General features: G+C 31.7%; 20 protein-coding genes. 10 read left to right on the plus strand and 10 right to left on the minus strand.

Features of this window, described 5'->3' with window-relative positions; all coding sequences use genetic code 11:
* Window positions 1–66: 66 nt before the first annotated feature.
* The 7 genes from ACQUQZ_RS23925 to ACQUQZ_RS23955 all read right to left on the minus strand — a co-directional run bounded on the left by ACQUQZ_RS23925 (window position 67) and on the right by ACQUQZ_RS23955 (window position 7567).
* Window positions 67–933: a sterol desaturase family protein gene (locus ACQUQZ_RS23925; protein ID WP_435357704.1), complete on the minus strand. Its 867-nt coding sequence runs from the start codon at window positions 931–933 to the stop codon at window positions 67–69.
* Between the two features lie 48 nt (window positions 934–981).
* On the minus strand, window positions 982–2061 hold the full coding sequence (locus tag ACQUQZ_RS23930) for an efflux RND transporter periplasmic adaptor subunit (protein ID WP_435357705.1): 1080 nt from the start codon (window positions 2059–2061) through the stop codon (window positions 982–984).
* Window position 2062: 1 nt separating this feature from the next.
* A complete protein-coding gene (locus ACQUQZ_RS23935) occupies window positions 2063–3313 on the minus strand; it encodes a TolC family protein (RefSeq protein WP_435357706.1) in 1251 nt (416 codons plus the stop codon).
* Window positions 3314–3397: 84 nt separating this feature from the next.
* Window positions 3398–4765, minus strand: a complete 1368-nt coding sequence (locus ACQUQZ_RS23940) for a histidine kinase dimerization/phospho-acceptor domain-containing protein (RefSeq protein ID WP_435357707.1) — start codon at window positions 4763–4765, stop codon at window positions 3398–3400.
* Window positions 4762–5445 carry a response regulator transcription factor gene (locus ACQUQZ_RS23945; protein WP_435357708.1) on the minus strand — a complete coding sequence of 228 codons (684 nt, stop codon included), beginning with the start codon at window positions 5443–5445 and terminating at the stop codon, window positions 4762–4764. Before ACQUQZ_RS23945 ends, ACQUQZ_RS23940 begins: the two co-directional genes overlap by 4 nt.
* A gap of 54 nt (window positions 5446–5499) precedes the next feature.
* Window positions 5500–6876 (minus strand): HAMP domain-containing sensor histidine kinase, encoded by a 1377-nt coding sequence (locus tag ACQUQZ_RS23950; RefSeq protein ID WP_435357709.1) that lies wholly within the window; start codon window positions 6874–6876, stop codon window positions 5500–5502.
* Window positions 6877–6880: 4 nt separating this feature from the next.
* Complete coding sequence (locus ACQUQZ_RS23955; protein WP_435357710.1) at window positions 6881–7567, minus strand: response regulator transcription factor; 687 nt, start codon at window positions 7565–7567, stop codon at window positions 6881–6883.
* A 321-nt stretch (window positions 7568–7888) separates the two neighbouring features.
* Here ACQUQZ_RS23955 and ACQUQZ_RS23960 point away from each other — a divergent pair, with 321 nt between their 5' ends.
* The 8 genes from ACQUQZ_RS23960 to msrB all read left to right on the plus strand — a co-directional run bounded on the left by ACQUQZ_RS23960 (window position 7889) and on the right by msrB (window position 12694).
* Entirely contained in the window at window positions 7889–8419 is a 531-nt protein-coding gene (locus ACQUQZ_RS23960) for a carboxymuconolactone decarboxylase family protein (RefSeq protein ID WP_435357711.1), read from the plus strand.
* A 177-nt stretch (window positions 8420–8596) separates the two neighbouring features.
* Window positions 8597–9073 (plus strand): GNAT family N-acetyltransferase, encoded by a 477-nt coding sequence (locus tag ACQUQZ_RS23965; RefSeq protein WP_435357712.1) that lies wholly within the window; start codon window positions 8597–8599, stop codon window positions 9071–9073.
* 1 nt (window position 9074) lies between these two features.
* Window positions 9075–9560, plus strand: a complete 486-nt coding sequence (locus ACQUQZ_RS23970) for a DUF1348 family protein (protein WP_435357713.1) — start codon at window positions 9075–9077, stop codon at window positions 9558–9560.
* Window positions 9561–9735: 175 nt separating this feature from the next.
* A complete protein-coding gene (locus tag ACQUQZ_RS23975) occupies window positions 9736–9942 on the plus strand; it encodes a hypothetical protein (protein WP_435357714.1) in 207 nt (68 codons plus the stop codon).
* A gap of 12 nt (window positions 9943–9954) precedes the next feature.
* A complete protein-coding gene (locus ACQUQZ_RS23980; RefSeq protein WP_435357715.1) occupies window positions 9955–10149 on the plus strand; it encodes a hypothetical protein in 195 nt (64 codons plus the stop codon).
* A 42-nt stretch (window positions 10150–10191) separates the two neighbouring features.
* Window positions 10192–11073 carry a helix-turn-helix domain-containing protein gene (locus ACQUQZ_RS23985; protein WP_435357716.1) on the plus strand — a complete coding sequence of 294 codons (882 nt, stop codon included), beginning with the start codon at window positions 10192–10194 and terminating at the stop codon, window positions 11071–11073.
* Between the two features lie 476 nt (window positions 11074–11549).
* Complete coding sequence (gene msrA / locus ACQUQZ_RS23990) at window positions 11550–12188, plus strand: peptide-methionine (S)-S-oxide reductase MsrA (protein WP_435357717.1); 639 nt, start codon at window positions 11550–11552, stop codon at window positions 12186–12188.
* Window positions 12185–12694, plus strand: a complete 510-nt coding sequence (msrB, locus tag ACQUQZ_RS23995; RefSeq protein ID WP_435357718.1) for a peptide-methionine (R)-S-oxide reductase MsrB — start codon at window positions 12185–12187, stop codon at window positions 12692–12694. The genes msrA and msrB overlap by 4 nt, the downstream gene beginning before the upstream one ends.
* 58 nt (window positions 12695–12752) lie before the next feature.
* Here the strand turns inward: msrB and ACQUQZ_RS24000 are convergent, their stop codons facing one another.
* The 3 genes from ACQUQZ_RS24000 to ACQUQZ_RS24010 all read right to left on the minus strand — a co-directional run bounded on the left by ACQUQZ_RS24000 (window position 12753) and on the right by ACQUQZ_RS24010 (window position 16499).
* Complete coding sequence (locus ACQUQZ_RS24000) at window positions 12753–14282, minus strand: tetratricopeptide repeat protein (RefSeq protein WP_435357719.1); 1530 nt, start codon at window positions 14280–14282, stop codon at window positions 12753–12755.
* A gap of 178 nt (window positions 14283–14460) precedes the next feature.
* A complete protein-coding gene (locus tag ACQUQZ_RS24005) occupies window positions 14461–15825 on the minus strand; it encodes an ATP-binding protein (protein ID WP_435357720.1) in 1365 nt (454 codons plus the stop codon).
* A complete protein-coding gene (locus ACQUQZ_RS24010) occupies window positions 15822–16499 on the minus strand; it encodes a response regulator (protein WP_435357721.1) in 678 nt (225 codons plus the stop codon). Before ACQUQZ_RS24010 ends, ACQUQZ_RS24005 begins: the two co-directional genes overlap by 4 nt.
* A gap of 153 nt (window positions 16500–16652) precedes the next feature.
* On the opposite strand from ACQUQZ_RS24010, the gene ACQUQZ_RS24015 reads away from it, so the two are divergent.
* Together ACQUQZ_RS24015 and ACQUQZ_RS24020 are read left to right on the plus strand one after the other, a co-directional pair.
* Complete coding sequence (locus tag ACQUQZ_RS24015; protein WP_435357722.1) at window positions 16653–17606, plus strand: coiled-coil domain-containing protein; 954 nt, start codon at window positions 16653–16655, stop codon at window positions 17604–17606.
* A gap of 77 nt (window positions 17607–17683) precedes the next feature.
* Window positions 17684–18988 carry a DUF389 domain-containing protein gene (locus ACQUQZ_RS24020; RefSeq protein WP_435357723.1) on the plus strand — a complete coding sequence of 435 codons (1305 nt, stop codon included), beginning with the start codon at window positions 17684–17686 and terminating at the stop codon, window positions 18986–18988.
* The last annotated feature ends 82 nt before the right edge of the window (window positions 18989–19070 follow it).

Raw genomic sequence — 19070 nt, forward strand, 5'->3', positions numbered from 1 at the left:
CCTTGATGGAAATTTAGAACCTTTATATTCTGCCAGTTTTCGGCAATAAATATTTGAATGAAATTGTTATTTCAATTCTTGTACACTTGAAATAATGTAGTCGGAATCGAACTCTTTTTGTGCATAATTTTTGCCCACACGGAATGGCATTGATAAAAGACAACTGAATTCTTTTAGCTTTTCTTTGTCCATTTCTTTATCTACACCAAATACCAAATCTTCGTATTTCATCTTTCGGAATGTGCCAAATAGCCTATCCCAAATGCTTAAAACATCACCATAATTACTATCAGTATAAGGCAATACATAATGATGATGTACTTGGTGCATATTGGGTGTTACTAAAAAATAACTGAGAAAATTGTCGTTCCTTTCGCTCAATCGGAGGTTAGCATGAGCTGTAACATTGGAAATTATCTGAATAAACTGACGAGCCATGAGCATCCAAAAAGAAACACCAGAGAGAAATACCCACAACAATGTAAAACTCAGTCGAATGCTTGTTTCAATTGGGTGTTCACGGAGTGTAGTGGAAACATCAAGGTTTTGGTCGCTGTGATGCACTAAATGGAAAAGCCAAAAAGCATGAAACTTGTGCATGATAACATGATAGACATATTCAAAGAAATCAAGCAATAAGAAAGAGATAATAAACAATAGTACAGGGTTTTGAATACCTAAATGATTGATGATTCCAAATGGATGGTTTTCATTCCATACCAATAATAGGTTAAATAAAAAACCTAAAAGTAATTGCACGGGAGCATCCCAAAGCATAAAGGAAGCATTAGTGAAAGCGTGTTTCCATTTACTATAATTAAAGTGGAAGGCTAAAATATTTTCAAAATTCCATGTGAAAAATATAGCAAAGAATAGTACGGCTACTCGGTGCGAATCTGGAACGTGGTTAAAATATTGTATAATGGCGTTCATAAGGTTAGGGTTTTAGGGATGTATAAAATAATAGGTAGTTCGAATATATTAATCATTCAATTCATCATAAATTAGTAGTTGATTGGCGGTCATTACTTTTTCACCCCCTTTTAGCCCTGATAAAATGTAAGTGATGCTACCAACTTGGCGGAATACCTCTACTTGGCGAGTTTCGATATTATTGCGGTCTTTGAATATCATTACAAAGTTTTTGCTTTTGTCAAAAATGACCGCCTCCGAAGGAATAGCCAGCATTTGCTGACTTTCGGCATACGAAAGTTTGATTGTGGCTCTCATTTCAGGTTTGAGTAAATAACCGGTATTATTGAGTTTGATACGAACCTTCATGGCTTTCGTTTCGGGGTCGATGATATTGAAGATTTTATCAACTTTTCCATTAAATATCTTATCGGAATAACTCAGTGTCGTTACAGCCGCATCAATGCCGAGTTTTACTTGGTTAATGTCGCTTTCATTGATATTGGCAATTGCCCAAACATCATCTATTTCAGCAATATCAAAAATATTATCGCTACGGTCGTTGCGGAGAAGCATATCCTGGTTGATATTTTTTTGAATAATAAAGCCACTTAAAGGTGACCTTACTTCATAGATTGCTCCTTTTTTGATATTGTAAATAGTGTAGGTTTCTTCAATGCGATGCAGTTGTGATTTTGCTTTATCCAATTGACTCTGTGCTTCAATCACATCTCTTTCGGCATTGAGTTTACCTTCAAATAATTCTTGTGCTACTTTCAAATTATTCTTGGCTAATAGCAAATCGTTTTTAGAATCTTCCAATTCTTTTTCAAAACTGGCAACTTCTGTACTGCGAATTGTTGCAAGCAATTGCCCTTTTTTTACATAATCGCCCAATTCGACATATACTTTTGTTACATTTCCGCCAACAACTGGATAAACTTCAATCATTTTATTATTGTCAGCCGTTATTTTGCCATAGAAATTAAGTTCATTTTTAAGGTTTTGCATTTTAACCACACTTGTTTTGGTTGATTCGAGCATTTTTTTACTCAATACAAAAGTAGTTTGAGTAATTTCTTTTGGTGGGGTTTTATCACAAGCAAAAAGACAAACGGTAAGGAGAGAAATGAAGATTATATTTTTCATTTTAGAATAAATTAACATTGACAATATGATTGATAGATTCGCCCGATAAAATGAGTTGTTTCCTCATTTCAATCAATTGAAGTGTACTTTGATTATAGCTCTCCATGAAATCGGTAAATTCGAGTAAGGAAATATTTTGTTTTTGAAAATTCTGCAAAATACCTTTATACACAACTTCAAAGTTTTCTGTGCCAGATTGTATTATTTGGGTATATTTTTCTTGTTTTTGACTCCAAGTCAGGTAGGAATTTTCGATTTGACTCTTTAATTCTGTTATTTTTTGTTCTTTCAAACGCTTTGTTTTTTCTAATTCGGCTTCGGCAATTTTGATATTTCCTTTATTTCTGTTCCACAAAGGCAAGGGGACTCCAAATGTCAAGTTTACCTGATTACCAAAAGCTCCGCCACGTTGGTCATAAGATACACCAAGAGTTAGGTCGGGCGTCGATAATGATTTTTGCCATTTTAGCATCAACACATTGCTTTCGATAATTTTCAAGAAACTCAAGTAATCAGGATTATTCTCTAATGCCATGTTGAGTAAAGCATCAGCAACTGGAAGATTATTTTTGAGAAAATAATTATTCAGAGCCAAATCATCTACTACTGGATTGATGCCTTCTCTGCTTGATGTCATAATTTTTAATGTTTCTTGCTCATCGTTGATGCTTTTTTGTACTGCAAGGAATTCATTCTTTAAATTGAATGACAATGATTGTAAGCGAACCACATCTCGCAAGGGCCAATTGCCTTTTTGTGCTTGTTGCGAATAAACTTTTACCAAGGTATCAACATTGGCTATTTGCTTATTGATGTTGCTGATTTTTTGTTGTTCAAAGAAACTGTTATAGAAACTTTGACGTAGCTGAAATCGAAGGTTTTTCAGGAGTTGTTCAAACTGTAACTCTGCAATTATAATGGTTGATTTGGCAAATTCAACTTCATTCTTTTTCTTTTTGCCCAGATAAAGTAGTTGTTGTACCGCAAGGGCTTTTTGTCCTTGCCCACCTATATCAAGCACTCTTTTGTTGGGTGGATTAATGGCGTTTAGCTCGCCCGAAGCATAAGGAAGTTCCCAGATTTTGGCTTGAATGACGTTGGCCTTGGCTATGTCAATATTGTATTGCTCTGCCAACAATGCCAAGTTGTTTTTAACAAAAACTTCTTCACATTGCGAAAGTGTGAGGTTTTGTTGTGAAAAAGCAGTTTGAGAAAAAAATAATAATAGTAAAAAGAAAAGCTTTCTAAACATCTGTGGTCTGTTGTATATTATTTACAGCAGCAAAGATGTATAGGTCAATATTAAAATAGCCTTTAGGTTTACCTTAAAAAAAACTTAATTGATAAAAATAATTTCAAATTGATTAGTTTTAGGTGCTATTGCTTGATATTTGATTGTAGCAGAATGATAATCTAAGATTCGTTTTGAAAGCCGTAAACCTAACCCTGAGCCATTAATTTGTCTTGAATTTGAGCCACGCATGAAAGGTTGAAACAGCTTGTCTTGTTCGAGCATGGTAATTAAATCGCCTTCATTTGAAATACGTATGCTTAGCTTGTGACTATCTGTTTGCTCAATTATGACATTAGTTTTTTTATTGTCTGAATACAAACAAGCATTTTTTAACAAATTGGTAAATATAATTTCAAGAAGCGATTTTACTCCAAAAACTTCCATTGAAAGCTCAATTTTATCATTATCAATAATTTCAAATTTTAAATCAAATTCTGGTTCCGTTTTTTTTACTTGTGTAGTGGCAAAAAAAATCACTTCATCAATTCGTACTTTAGCAAACTCTTTTTGAGCATCTTCTCGATTAATTTTTGATAAGAGTAATAAAGAATTAACCAAGTCTGATAATTGATGAATAGACTCATTGATACTTTTGAGCGAATTGACTGTTTCAGGGCTATGACTTTGATTTTGAAGTAAATTTTCTACTTTAAAAGAAATTCTTGTTAAGGGTGTTCTAAATTCGTGTGAAGCATTAGCTGCAAACTCTCTTTGGCTCTCAAATGCGTTTTCAATTCTCGAAAGCAGGATATTAAAAGCTCTTGTTAACAGGTTTATTTCATCATTTTGCTTCGTTTCGTGTAATTGAACGTTCAATTGGTTAATTGAAATATTGGTTATTTGTTCTTGAAAAATATCCAAAGGCTTGAGTAATCGTTTGATAAAATAATTAGTGGAAAGCCACACCAAAAGTGTACCCACGATGAATGTAGTTAGGAGGAGATAAAACAGAAAATTAAGTTTAGAATTACCATATCTATCTTCAGCAGAGATTAATACATAATACTCACTACTTTCGAAATCATAGTATAAACCCATAACATCTTTCTCTTTATCGCTTCTGAAAAACGATTTTTCAATTTTAATTTTTTCTAAATCTGCTCTATTCCAAGTAATTGTGGCATCGTCGATACTACTATAAAGCAGTTTAAATTTATCATCAAAGACTAATATTTTTTCATTAATTAGTTTATTGATCGAATTGCGATCAATCAGTTTAAGTAGTTGATTATCAACTTCTTTTACTTCAACCAACAATTTCGCTGTTGTTAACGCCTTTACTTTTAAGCGTTGCTCAAACTCTTCTCTTCTGAAAATTGAAAAGGATATATAAATAACAATTGAAGCCAGTCCAAATAAGACTGAAAAGGCAATAGCAACATTAATCGCAATCCTTTTTTTGAGGGTCATAGCTCTTCTTTTTTTAGATAATAACCAAATCCTGGGCGAGTATGAATCAGTTTAACTTCATGATTACGGTCTATTTTTTTTCTTAAAAAATTAATGTAAACCTCTATCGTATTTAAATTTGTATCAATATGAATATCCCAGATTTGCTCAGCAATAGTCTGCTTAGAAAGAGTCCGCCCTTTGGCTTTGGCTAAAAGCAATAAAAATTGATATTCTTTTGGAGTAAGGTCAATCAATTCTCCTTTACGTTTTGCTTTCATTTCGGAAGTGTTAATTTCCAAATCATCAATAACGATAATGTTATCGCTCTCTTGTGGAGTTAAACTTCTGCGAAGCAGAGAAGTAATTCTTAAAAAAAGCTCTTCAAAATGGAATGGTTTTACCAAATAATCATCAGCTCCAAAACCAAAAGCATCAGCTTTGTCTTGAATGTCTCCGTAAGCAGTGAGCATAATAATTGGGGTGTATTTATTGGATTCTCGAATTTGTTTACATACATCTAATCCATTTATTTTTGGAACATTGATATCCAAAAGAAAAATGTTGTATTCATGTTTTTTTATTTGTCGAAAGAAAAGTTCTCCATCAAAAACAGTATCACATTCAATTTTTTTTGATAACAAAAAACTTTTAACTTCTGTTGAAAGTGTAGGGTCATCTTCTAAAAGCAGTACATTCATTGTATTAGGTCAGTAACAAAAAAACAAATTTAAGTAATAAAGTTATGAGTAATTTCACGCTTTGTTTTTAGCAAGTGGTAACAAAACTTTAATGACTGTTTCAGAGTTTTCAGTCGAAAAAATTTCAATCAAACCTTTATGAGATTTTACAATTCGTTCTACGATTGATAAACCGATACCGTAGCCTTTTACTCTCGAAGTATTATTAGCTCGATAAAATGGCTCAAAAATATAGGGCAAATCTTTGACAGTAATACCTTTACCATTATTCGAAAATGATATTTGAATATACTGCTTGATGGTGGTGTAAGTAACTTTTATTAAGTTATTATAGGAAAACTTACACCCATTTTCCATGAGATTGATGAAAGTTGTTTTTAGTAAATAAGGATTTCCAACTACAAGCAATTCGTTCTCTTCAATCAAATCTTTCTCAACATCAATGATAATCCTATACTGAATGTTATTGTTGATTAACTCTTCACGGGCATCAAATAATATTTCATCAATTCGGACATCTACCAATAAATTAGAAGTTGAAGAATGATTAACTCTTGATAATTCGAGTAGGGAATCAGATAAATCACCTAATTCTTTGAGGTCTTCATGGACTGATGTTAGGGTTTGTTGATATTCTTTGATACTCCTTTGTCGCATGAGGCTGACTTCAATTTGTGATACCATCTTCATCAATGGATTCTTTAACTCATGTGAAAAATTTGAAATAAAAGTTTGTTGGAGCTTAAAAGCCTGTTGTATTCGGTCGAGAAGGCTATTGAAATTGATTGCCAGTTTATCAATTTCATCATTGGATTGAATATTGATTCGTTTATCTAAATTTTGAGGGTAAATAGAATCTATTTCATTTATAATGTGTGTCACAGGCTGAAGAATTTTACCTGAAAACAACCAGCCAATAACACCTACAACTCCTAAAACAATAAAATATAAACCAAATAATGTATTTCGTAAGCTACTAAGTCTTTTGATTCCTTCATTATCTACAGCTCCAGCTATTACCACCACGTTATTATAATCATCTTTGTAAGTAAGTCCAATTATTTTAAACTGAGATTGTTTAAATTTTAGTTTATTCTCAATTCTAATATTATTTAAAAGCTTTTGGTCAATCTGAAAGTTGATAGTATCGTTATTGGTATATACTTCTTTGTTAAGATGGTTATAAATTGTAATATTTTCTTTGAAAAGTATGTCTTTGTTGGCTTTATCAATTCGCTTTAATAAAGTTGAATCAACTTCTTTAACCGTTACAAATAACTCAGCTGTCGTGATGGCTTTTTGTTTGAGACGATTATAGAATTCTTCTTCATTCGCATTATATCTGAGCCAATAAAGTACTGCAAAGGCAACAAATAATATACCTGATACTGTAATGATAAACAATATGGTTATTTTATTTCTTAACGGCATTGTATTATCGTTTCATGACATAACCCATTCCATACATTGTATGAATTATTTTATTAGGAAAATCAGGAGCATCCACCTTCTTTCGAAGCAGGTTCATAAATACTTCAACAACATTGGTAGTGACATCAGAATCCATACCCCAAACTTTATCTAATAACTCCTCTTTAGACATTACCCTACCTTGATTTTTTATCAAGCATTCCAAAAGATTAAACTCCCGTGCCGTTAGGTTGATTACAAGGTCTTTTCTTTTAACAATCTTCGTATCAAGATTAAGTTCTAAATCTTCAAACTTTAGTTTTTTGTAGCTAATCTGCAACCCGTCGAAGATTGTCATTCTTTTAATTGCAACCTTTATTCGTGCAATTAGTTCTTTTAACTCAAAAGGTTTTACCAAATAATCATCTGCACCTAAATCAAATGCTTCTAATTTATCGTCAAGTGTTCCAAGGGCGGTGAGCATGATGATTGGCGTTTGAATGTCCAATTCTCTTATTTCTTTAGCAATTTCAAAGCCATTTTTGATGGGCAAAATTATATCAGTAATGATTACATCATACTGATTTTTTTTGGCAAGTCGGCTACCCACATCTCCATCGTATGCAATATCAACACCGAAACCATTTTCCTCAAGACCCTGTTTCAGAGAAAGCAATGTTTTGGGCTCATCTTCAATTAATAATATTTTCATATATAAAAAATGAGTGCCACAGCCCGCAGCACTCATAAAAAACCCTACAACTTTAGACTATGATGAACAGACTGTAAAACGAATGTAATGCTTAATTCTTAAAAACTGCTGAAAACGTGTATTTTATTCGTCATTATCATTTATTTATCTGAATATTCTTTATTGAACTACCTTAAGCAATTATTATTTCTAATCTGGACCAATTGAATTATTTAAAAAAGAAAATTATCCACCTACTGACGTGAATCATCCATTTTAGTACGTTTTAAGTTGCCATACCTTTGTAGCATCAAAAACGATAAACAATTAAAACAAAAAATGATGAATTCTTTTAAAGTTCCTACTAAAAACCAAGTAGCTCCCGCTAACCAAGAAATTTTTGATAATCTTCAACAAGCTTTGGGTTTTGTACCTAATTTGTATGCAACAATTGCTTATTCAGATAATGGATTAGTCCGATTTTTAGCTTATCAAAATGCCAAAACTTCATTGAGCAACAAAGAAAAAGAGGCAGTAAACTTAATAGTTAGTCAAGTGAATGGCTGTATTTATTGCCAAAGTGCTCATTTGGTTTTAGGTAAAATGAATGGCTTTTCAGATGAACAACTGCTTGATATTAGAAACGCAAAAAGTAGTAATGTCAAATTGAACGCTTTGGTACAATTAGCTGCTGATATTACTAAAAACCGAGGGAATGCAAATGATGATTTGGTTGATGAATTTTTTGCACAAGGCTATACCAACGAAAATCTGGTTGACTTGATTTTGCAAATCTCTGACAAAACCGCCATGAATTATTTGCATAATCTTACCAAAGTTCCAGTAGATTTCCCTTTGGCAGCAAGTTTGTAAGTTTAAAGATGATGTTGTAAAAAATGAGAGCAAACGCCTAAGAATTTATTTTTTCTACAAAAGTTTCGTCTTTTTGGGATTATTACAAATCTTAGGTGTTTGCTTTATAAAAGAACCAAAATATTTCCGCATTTTACTTACACATAAATTTAATACTGGCAATTTTAATTAAAAAAAATGAATTCAACTTTGTATGAAAAGTTATTGATAAGACGGTGGAACGAATCTGAGGCAGTTCCTTATGATTTATTGTTGCTTGCCGATGATACCATTATAGCTATTGATAAATATCTTGAAAATGGAGAATTATTTGTAACTGACATAGAAGGTAAAATTATCGCAGCTTTTATATTAAAAGTGGAAAATAAAGAAACTATTGAAATAAAGAACATAGCAGTTTCAAAAGAGTTTCAAGGTAAAGGTATAGGGTCAATTTTACTGAAATACATTGCAGAAAATGTAAAGAATCGAGGTTTTAAAAATTTACTTGTTGGTACTTGCGACCAATGTTTTAATGAAATTGAGTTTTACAAAAAATCAGGCTTTGAAGATTTTAAAATTCGTAAAGACTTTTTTATAAACAATTACAACGAGCCAATTTATGAAAAAGACAAACAAATATTTGATATGATTGTATTAAAAAAAACGTTTTAAAATGGAAAATACAAGACCTCCCCTCCCACCATTCACAATGGAAACAGCCTTACAAAAAGTTCAAATGGCAGAAGATGCTTGGAATAGCCAAGACCCTGAACGTGTTTCGTTGGCTTATACTATAGATTCTGAATGGAGAAATCGTACAGAATTCATTAATGGTCGTGCAGAAATAAAAGCATTTTTAACACGTAAATGGCAAAATGAGTTAAATTATAAACTAAAAAAGGAACTTTGGGGCTTTCGGGAAAACCGCATGGCAGTAAGATTTGAGTATGAATATCAAAACACTGAAGGGCAATGGTTTAGGGCTTATGGCAACGAATTATGGGAGTTTGACGAAAATGGATTGATGCGGAAACGCTTTGCAAGTATTAATGATTTGGCAATAAACGAATCTGATAGAAAATTATATACTCAGGGGGATTCAATTGTATTGCCAGACGAATATGGTGATTCTCTTTGGGATCCTGTTTTGGCACAATAAACGAATTTTAAGAGTCAAAAAAATGGTTATGAATTTTACAGAAACTATGATTTAGCCCAGCAGTGAAACAAATACAAGAAAAATTTGGAAGTAGGCCAGCTTATGCTCGCATGGAGTTGAATACAATTTATGACGGCTTAATTGATAACGAAAAAGATTTTATTAGCCAAAGTAAATGTCTACCTCGGGTGAAAACGGTTTTCCCAATATTCAACACCGTGGTGGACCAAAAGGATTTTTGATGGTTTTAGTTGAAAAACATGTTGGATTTATTGATTTTGGGGGTAATATTCAGTACGTTTCTGTTGGCAATTTATCAACAAACAATAAATTTGCCTTGTTTTTAATTGATTATCCACGAAAAAAAAGGCTAAAAATCTAGGCAAAGGTATCAATGATAGAACTCGAAAGTGTACCAAATTTATTTCAATTGCTTGATTTGGAAAATTATAAATTTCTACTTGAACGAATTATTGTTTTTGAGATAGTAGCCTTTGATTGGAATTGTCACCAATACATTACTTCTAGTTATACCCTTCCAGAAATGGAAGAGTTTTTAACATCACAAAAAGTATATATTGCAAAATAGAGGCTGAAATAAAGAAACTCAAAGCATAGATAAATACTAAAAATGCTCAACCAAAATACCTTCACTTTAATAAATCCACAAAATGAAAATCTTGCCTTCAAACTTTTTGCGTTTGAGAGTAATAGCCATTTCGACCATATTCAAAGGCTTAACTATTATTCAATTATTTGGTTACAGAAAGGCTCAGGCACTCTAAAAGTAGATTTTTCGGAATATAGTTTTTCAGAAGGAAATCTATTTACATTTGCACCATATCAGCCATTTATGCTACAAGAAAAAGAAAAAATTGAAGGAATTGTTTTAAACTTTCATCCTGATTTTTTTTGTATTCACAAACACCAACCAGAAGTGGCTTGTAATGGTGTACTATTCAATAATATTTATCAACCACCATTTGTGCAGGTCGATGATGTTAGTGCAGAAACTTTTAAAATGATAGTTGGTCAAATAAAAAATGAGATGCAAAATCTTGCTTTGGCACAATATGAGGTGTTAGTTTCTTATTTGAAAATTTTCTTAATCACAGCCTCTCGTCTTAAAACCGCTCAGAATACAGAAATAGGTAAAGCATTTCCAGAGAGTAAAGAACCATTTATTCTGCAAAATTTAAAGAATTTTATTGAATTGCATTTTAAAACCAAGCATTCAGCAAGCGATTATGCCAATTTGCTTAATATTACACCAAAGGCTTTAGGGAAAATTACGAAGTCTCATTTCAACAAAACCCTAACGGACTTAATCTCTGAAAGGATTATAATTGAAGCAAAACGAGAACTTTATTTAACTAATAAATCAGTCAAAGAAATTGCCTATACTTTGGGCTATGAAGATGAACATTATTTTAGTCGATTTTTTAAAAATAATGCTGATATTTCACAACAAACATATCGAGATACTGTAGGATTTGCGAGAGCAATGGCGTAAATTTTATTAAAGAGTGGTAATATTTCAATTCATTCAAGATATGTTGTTATTTTAATCAAATAATATTCTATGCCATTTTGTGTCTATTTTATGAATTATATTTTGATAAAATATTAAAAGCGGAACTATCATAACCACTATACTTTATGTAAATGAAGAATCTTTTAAGCGAATTGAAATTCAAACAAACAACCCTACTAAATACTATATTATTTAAGACTCAAAAATTAACACAAGTATCTGGATAAGCCCTATTAGAAATCACTCAAGGATTATCATAAAAAAAATGTTCAATTATTGCTTTTACACAAATCAATAACTATCAAATTACCGGGGCAAATAGTATTAAATCAATTTTATAAACCATTGACTAGTGGTTAAATGATTTGTTTTTTACATTAAACTGTCATTTAGCTGACTTTTTGGCAATTTAGATAGACCTACCTTTGAGCCATACAAATAAGAAATCTAAAAAAATGAAAAATTTAATTAAAATTTTGTTCTCTTTATTAATGTTTGGGACATTACAGATGAATGCTCAAACCAAGCCTGTATCTTTGACTCCGCCAAAAGGCAAAGCGATTGCGGTTTTTGCCGAAGGCTGTTTTTGGTGTAGTGAGCATATCTTTGAAGCAGTAGTTGGTGTTGATGATGCTGTTTCGGGTTATTCGGGTGGAAAAACAAACAGGCCAACCTACCAAGAGGTAGGTAGTGAAGTTACTGGACATGCAGAAGCTGTGTTAGTATATTATGACCCACAAAAAGTGAGTTATGAGGAGTTGGTAAAAGTCTTTTTCAGTTCGCACGACCCAACTACTCCCAACCAACAAGGACCAGATAGAGGCTCTTCTTATCGCTCCATAGTTTTTTATCAAAATGATGAAGAGAAGTCAATTATAGAAAAGGAAATTGCTGTTGTCAGTCAATCAAAAAGGTTTAAAAACAAAGTTGTAACTGAGGTTTTGCCACTGAAGGTTTTCTTTAAAGCAGAAGATTATCACCAAAATTACATTGAACTACACCCTGATAATCCGTATGTTAGAGGAGTATCAATTCCACGTTTTGAAATGTTTAAAAAAGTTTACAAAGGAAAATTAAAACAAGAAAAATCATGAAAAAGAATGTCATTCAATATTCAATTTTAGTCGGAATCGTGCTAATTTTGAGTTCAATGCGACTCCAAAAAACAACGAATGAAGACCCAAAACTTTCTTTAGAGGACAAATCCTTAGTAAAAGTAGTAAAAACTGAAAGTGAGTGGAAGAAGTTGCTTTCGCCTAATCAATTCTATATTTTAAGACAAAAAGGAACAGAAACCCCGTTCCAAAATGCTTATCATAATAATCATGAAAAGGGGAATTATTTTTGTGCTGGGTGTCATTTACCACTTTTTTCCTCTAAAACAAAATTTGAGTCGGGTACTGGTTGGCCAAGTTTCTATGCTCCAATTGACAAAAAAAACGTAACAGAAGGAGTTGATAACAGTCATGGAATGGTAAGAGGTGAAATAACTTGCACCCGTTGTGGCGGGCATTTAGGGCACGTTTTTGATGATGGTCCAAAGCCAACAGGTTTGCGTTATTGCATGAACTCAGCTTCCCTTATTTTTCAGAAGCAATGATTTAATAGAGACCGTTGTATCCTAATTTTTTTTATAGTATTCAACGGTCTTTATTTATTCAATCAACTAATTTTGAATAATTTTCAGCCTCTAAAATATCTTCTGGCGAGGCATTCGATTTATCAACGTGCTGAAGATATTGTTGATAGTTTTGTTGTACCGTTTTTCTTTCAGTTTCTGGTAAATATAATCTTTGAACTCTTGCTAACCACAGAAAACCTTTTGAATAATTAGGATATTGTTTGGTTAATTTTTCAAAATTTTGATAGGAAGCTTTTAGAAAACCTCTATTGTTTTTATTATTTTGATAGGCAAAATAATAACTCCTACCCGTACTAAAATAGTTTGCATAATTTATTTTATGATATTTTTTAAGCTCATAGTTTTGTGACAATTCAAAAAACTTTGCTGCTGTTTTGTAATTTTTTTCCCAGTTAAAATACGCACGTCCAGTTTCATAAAAATAGTTTTTTGTAGAATCTTTATAGCATAAAGCCTCCAATATTTGAATTACTTCAGTTTTTGATTGACTGGTATTTATTTTTGAAAAAACCTGATACATTCGCTCTAAATCTTCATTCTGGGCGAATGATTTATCAATTTTAGTCAAATAGCTTTTCCAAAAGCTATACGCCTTTGTGGGTTGATTTATCGCTTTATTACCATAGGTCAAAGCCATTATTCGCTCTACATCTGGGTCATTAATAAGGCTTGGTTTATCTTTAAAACTTTGATAAAGTTCGATAGTTTTTTTAAAATCATTTGCTAGAAAATAATGTTTAAAACATTCAACCGAATCAGATAAACTTGTGTCGGCATATCTCAAATAATTATGGTAATGGTATGCTACAATATGTTCTTTTTTATCAGCCATATAGAGTTTTGCCAATGCAAAATGAGCAGGTGCATAAGTAGAGTCTATAATTAATGCTTTCAAGAACTGTTCTCTTGCCAACCGTGGTTGGTCAAGATTTCTATAAAGCAATCCTAAATGTGTATGAGTCACGAAATTATAAGACCCATAGGTTAAGGCTTTTTTATAGGCAGCAATTGCCGACTGAGTTTCTCGGTTAATGGCATGTGCATCACCTTTTATTAAATAATATAGCCCTTTTGTATTTGAACTAATCTTGGAATTTTGAGCGATCATTTCTAGTATTTTCAATGATTTATGTCCATCTGATGTAGAAAATAGTGTATAGGCTTCTGCAATCCGAATCATAACTTCATAATCATTTCCTTTAGTTTTTCTAATTAACTCAGCAAAAAGGCTATCGGCTATTTTTGGTTGATTATAAGCTAAATGCACGGCAGCATATCCATAATCAGCCAATCGGAAGTTAGAATTATATGAATAGGCTTTTAAAAAAGCATTTTCAGCTTTGGCAAACTGAGCTGAACGAAGATAAAAATAGCCTAAATAATAGGCATATTTGGCATTTTTTTCTTTTTCTAAAAGTTGTTTAAAAAGTTCTTCTGCTTTAGTGTATCGTCCTGATTCTAAATCCTTTAAAGCAGTTGAAAGGGTTTGAGCAACTGAATTGTTATACAATATGATGGTTAAAAGAACAAATAAGATATACTTCATGGCAAATTTTCTTTCGTAGAATTAATTTGCACAAAATTATGTCGCTATTTTTAGATACTCCTTAAAGACTTATTAGAATATAATTAGAACCAATATCTAATGATTTTCTAATAGTTTATTTAGAAAGTTCTAATTTCTCAGTAATACATTTGTATTTATATAACATCACAATTATTGCTTAAAATAATATTTTAAATGTGGTGCCTTTTCCGAGAGTAGATTCAACCCCAACCGTGCCTTTGTGCATTTTTATAATTTTGTCAACCAACGACAGCCCAATACCATATCCTTTGGTTTGGGCTGTTTTTTCAGAACGATAAAACGGCTCAAATATAAATTCGATTTCGCTTGAAGCAATGCCCACTCCATTATCTTTAACGTATATAATTTTGTCGATTGGACTAACCGAAAGTACAACATAAGCATGGTTATCTAGCGAAAACTTACAAGCATTTTGAACCAAATTTACGAGAGCTGTTTTAAGCAAAGAATTATTGCCTATTATACACAGATGTTCGGGGTCTTCTGGAAGAGTTTCAAAAATTATTTCAATTTTATAATTTGGATAGTTTTTCAATATAAATTTCTTGGTATCGAACAGTAATTCATCAAGTCGGATGTTTTCTACCAAAAGTGCTTGATTATCGGCAGTAACTCTTGATAATTTCAACAAATTTTGCGTCATTGTTACCAAGTCTGTTATATCTTCTAAAGCTGAATAAATGGTTTTTTGATAATCGGTTGGTGTTCTTTCTTTAAATAAACTTACTTCTAATTGAGAGCTTATGCGGGTTAGTGGATTTTGTAGTTCATGTGAAACATTACCTATAAACATTTTTTGTAAATTAATTCCTTCTTCGACTCTTTCTAAAAGTTGATTTATTGTCTGACTTAATTTATCTATTTCATCATTATTTTTAGTATTTCTGAGCCTTTTATTTATGTTTTTTGGAGAGATATTATTCAATTCAAAATCTATTTTTTCGATTGGTTCGAGTGTCTTTTTAGCATAGAACCAACCAGTTATGCTGATAAAAATAATCGAAAACATTACTATCCCTATCATCATCCACCTCATTTGCTTCAAAAAATCTTGACCATAATTGTTTTGAGCCAAAGCAATAACCAGATATCGTTGCGTTGGAGTTTTATAAAGAATTCCGACACCATCAAAACCTTTTTCTTTAAATTGAATTCTATTCTGGAGTCTGATTTGTTTTAAAATGTTTTGTTCTATAAAAATCGGATTCTGAGAAGTTGATGCAAAAATTACCTTATTTTGGAGATTATAAATAATTATTTCTTCGCTTGGCAATTGATCTTTCCTATTCTTTAGTAGATTCTCTAAAAAATCAGTATTTTGTTGGCTATCAATGATTTGAGATAACCAACCTACAATGGTTTCTGCTCTATTATTGAGACGGCGGTAAAAATTTTTATCCAAGAAAAAATCTGTAAAAATATATACAGATAATAAGGCTATCGTGAGAATAGTCAAAACGACTCCTACAAATTGAAGTGTTATCCGTTTTCTTAGTTTCATTCTTCTCTTAAAATATATCCCATACCAAAAACTGTATGAATCAGCTTTTTCTCAAAATTTCTATCAATTTTTTTACGTAAATAATTAATATAGACTTCAATATAATTTGTGCCTTTATCAAAATTTACATCCCAAACATTGTCAGCAATCTGATTTTTTGATAGAACACGCCCTTGGTTTCGCATAAAATATTCCAATAATCTAAATTCAAGTGCCGATAAGTCAATATTTTGAGAAGCCTTTTGTACAATTTTAGTATCAAGATTTAATTCAAGGTCTGCAAACTTTAAAATATCATGTGTAATCAATGTATCTGTGCCTCTTTTAGTTAATGACCGTACCCTCGCTAAAAGTTCTGCAAATTGAAAAGGCTTTACTAAATATTGGTCTGCTCCTGCATCAAAACCAGCCACCTTATCCTCGCTGTCGCTCAATGCCGAAAGTATCAATATTGGAGTTTGGTTCCCAGATTGGCGTAGCTCTTGTGCCAACATCCTTCCATTTAATCCGGGTATTATTACATCTGTAATGATACAGTTATATGCATTTTTCATTGCTAATTGCTTAGCTATCAGTCCATCGTATGCAATATCGACCTCGTAAAAACTTTCAATAAGTCCTTGCTGAATTGCCATTAGTGTTTTTGGATCATCTTCAATAACTAATATTTTCATTGCTTTTTGAAATAATTTCTCAAATGAACAATGTTTCTTTCATAAAAAAAATAATCTAAGGAATTTCTAATTTTTATTTAAGAAACCTCTAATTGTTATTGACGATGTTTGTATCATCAAATTATTCAATTATCTACCAAATAGCAATAAATTATGAATTATACTGAAACAATAAAAAGAAAAGTGATTATAAGAGCTTCGGCCATATTAATAATAATTGCCAGTTTGGTTGGTGTTTTTTATAATAAATTAGAAAAAGTTTATTTCGAAAAGGATTTAATTACTCTTAAAGCCGATTCTTTGTTGGCAGTAAAGAACGAATTACAAAATGAATTAGCTGCTCTCACAAATCGAATCAATGTAGAAAAATTAACCATTCAAGAATTAGAGGCTAATTTAGATTCCAAAATAATCACAATTAAATCAAGAGAAGTAGCTTTGCAAGAGGCACTTGATAAGTTGGCAATGCTTGAAAATGTTGAAAATATCAAAAATATCAAAAATAAAGATATTGAACATCTAAAAACCCAAATTAATGAACTCCAAAGCATGAAAACTACGCTCGAAAAAAGTTTTGTAGAATTAAAAGGATCAAATTTAACTTTAATAAATAATACCAAGGATTTGCAAGTAAAAATACTTATGCTAGAATCTCAATTAAGGGAAGCAAAGAACGAGATTACAAAAATCAAGTATTTGGCAAGTGGCGATAATTTTCGAATAGATGTCTTGAAGTCAAATACTGCAATAACAACGAAAGCAAAAAAAGCACGTACACTTAGGATTTCGATGAATATTCCATCGTTCTTAAAAACCGAAACAATAGTTTCAAAACCAGTCTATTTGTCAATATTTGATGAAAAAGAAAGCACCATAGCTGGATGGAATGAGTTGGTTATTGTGAAGGATGAACATAACAAAGGCATAAAAATGGAAGTGCATAATAGCAAAATAGTAGATTTCAACAAAAACCCTCAAAATGTTTCTTTTGATTTTATAGTTCAAGATAAACTTGTTCCTGGACTCTATTCGGCAAAATTATATACAACTGATAGCTACCTTGGAACTGTTGAGTTTAGAGTCAGGGACAGTTTTTGGTTTTTCTAATGGAGTATTAACTTTTTCATAATCTTAGACTCCCAGTAATATTTACTGGGGGCTTCTTTTTTAACTATCCGTAAAACATGAACTTCCTGACACAGATTTTAGACGATTTTAGCCTTAAAAATGAAAAAGAAAATCATCAAAAAGTAATCAACGATATTGATAAAGGGGTTGTTTTTAAGGGAACAAATCTTTGGATTTTGGTATTTGCTATTTTTATCGCTTCACTGGGTTTAAATGTAAATTCTACGGCCGTTATTATCGGAGCGATGTTGGTTTCTCCCTTGATGGGGCCAATTATGGGAATGGGTTTAAGTTTGGGAATTAACGACCTTGATTTACTCAAAAAAGCACTCAGAAACTATGTTTTTGCAACAGTTGTTGGCTTGCTTACTTCTACTTTATATTTTTCGATAACTCCACTAAATGAAGCACATTCAGAGATTTTAGCACGTACTCAACCCAATATATACGATGTTTTGATTGCACTTTTTGGTGGTTTAGCAGGAATCGTGGCTACCTCAAGTAAGCAGAAAGGGAATGTTATTACTGGCGTTGCTATTGCAACAGCCCTTATGCCTCCTCTGTGTACCGCTGGTTATGGCTTAGCTACACTTAATTTGGGCTTTTTTGTTGGTGCGTTTTATTTGTATTTTATCAATACTGTTTTTATTGCATTCGCAACCCTTATAACAGTTAAGTTTTTAGATTTTCCACTAAAACACTTGAGTGATAAAATAGCTGATAAGAAGTCTCAACGAATTATTCTTGGAATTGTTTTACTAACGCTCATTCCGAGTTTGTATTTTGGTTATGATACTATTCAACAAGCACAGTTTAAATCTAAAGTTCAAAAATTTATTGATAATGAATGTAAGTTAAAAAATGATTACTTACTAAGTAAAAATATTGACCCGGCTTCAAAATCAGTATTGTTGATTTATGGCGGCGATAGGATAGATGATAGTCAAAAGAACATGATATATTCAAAATTAAAATATTATGATTTGGATGGAACAACACTAAAGATTCAACAAGGATTTGCCAATTCTTCAGAAAATATTTTAAATCCTGCACAACAAATGATAAACGCATCATTATTGGAGCTGGAAAGTGAGAATCAAGCTTTGCGAACCAAACTTGATTCTGTGTTAATTAAGAAAAATGATGTATCACAAATTCTAAAAGAAATAAAAGTTAATTATCCTGAAATTTCATCTATCATCTTGCAACCTAGCATTCAATTTGATGGGAGTTTGGAGAAAAAAATATTAGTTTCAATACTTAAAACCAATAAAGAATTGAACAAAGAAGAACGTAATAAAATTGAAATTTGGCTCAAGATTAGGCTTAAATCTGAGAATTTGACATTGATAGTTGTATAAAAATACAATTCTAATGAAATTCTAATATTTTTCAAAGTAACTTCTAAATATTGGAAAAGACCTTTACGCTTTCTAAGCATTT

Origin of the sequence: Emticicia sp. SJ17W-69 (assembly GCF_051209875.1) — a bacterium.
Lineage (GTDB): Bacteria > Bacteroidota > Bacteroidia > Cytophagales > Spirosomataceae > Emticicia.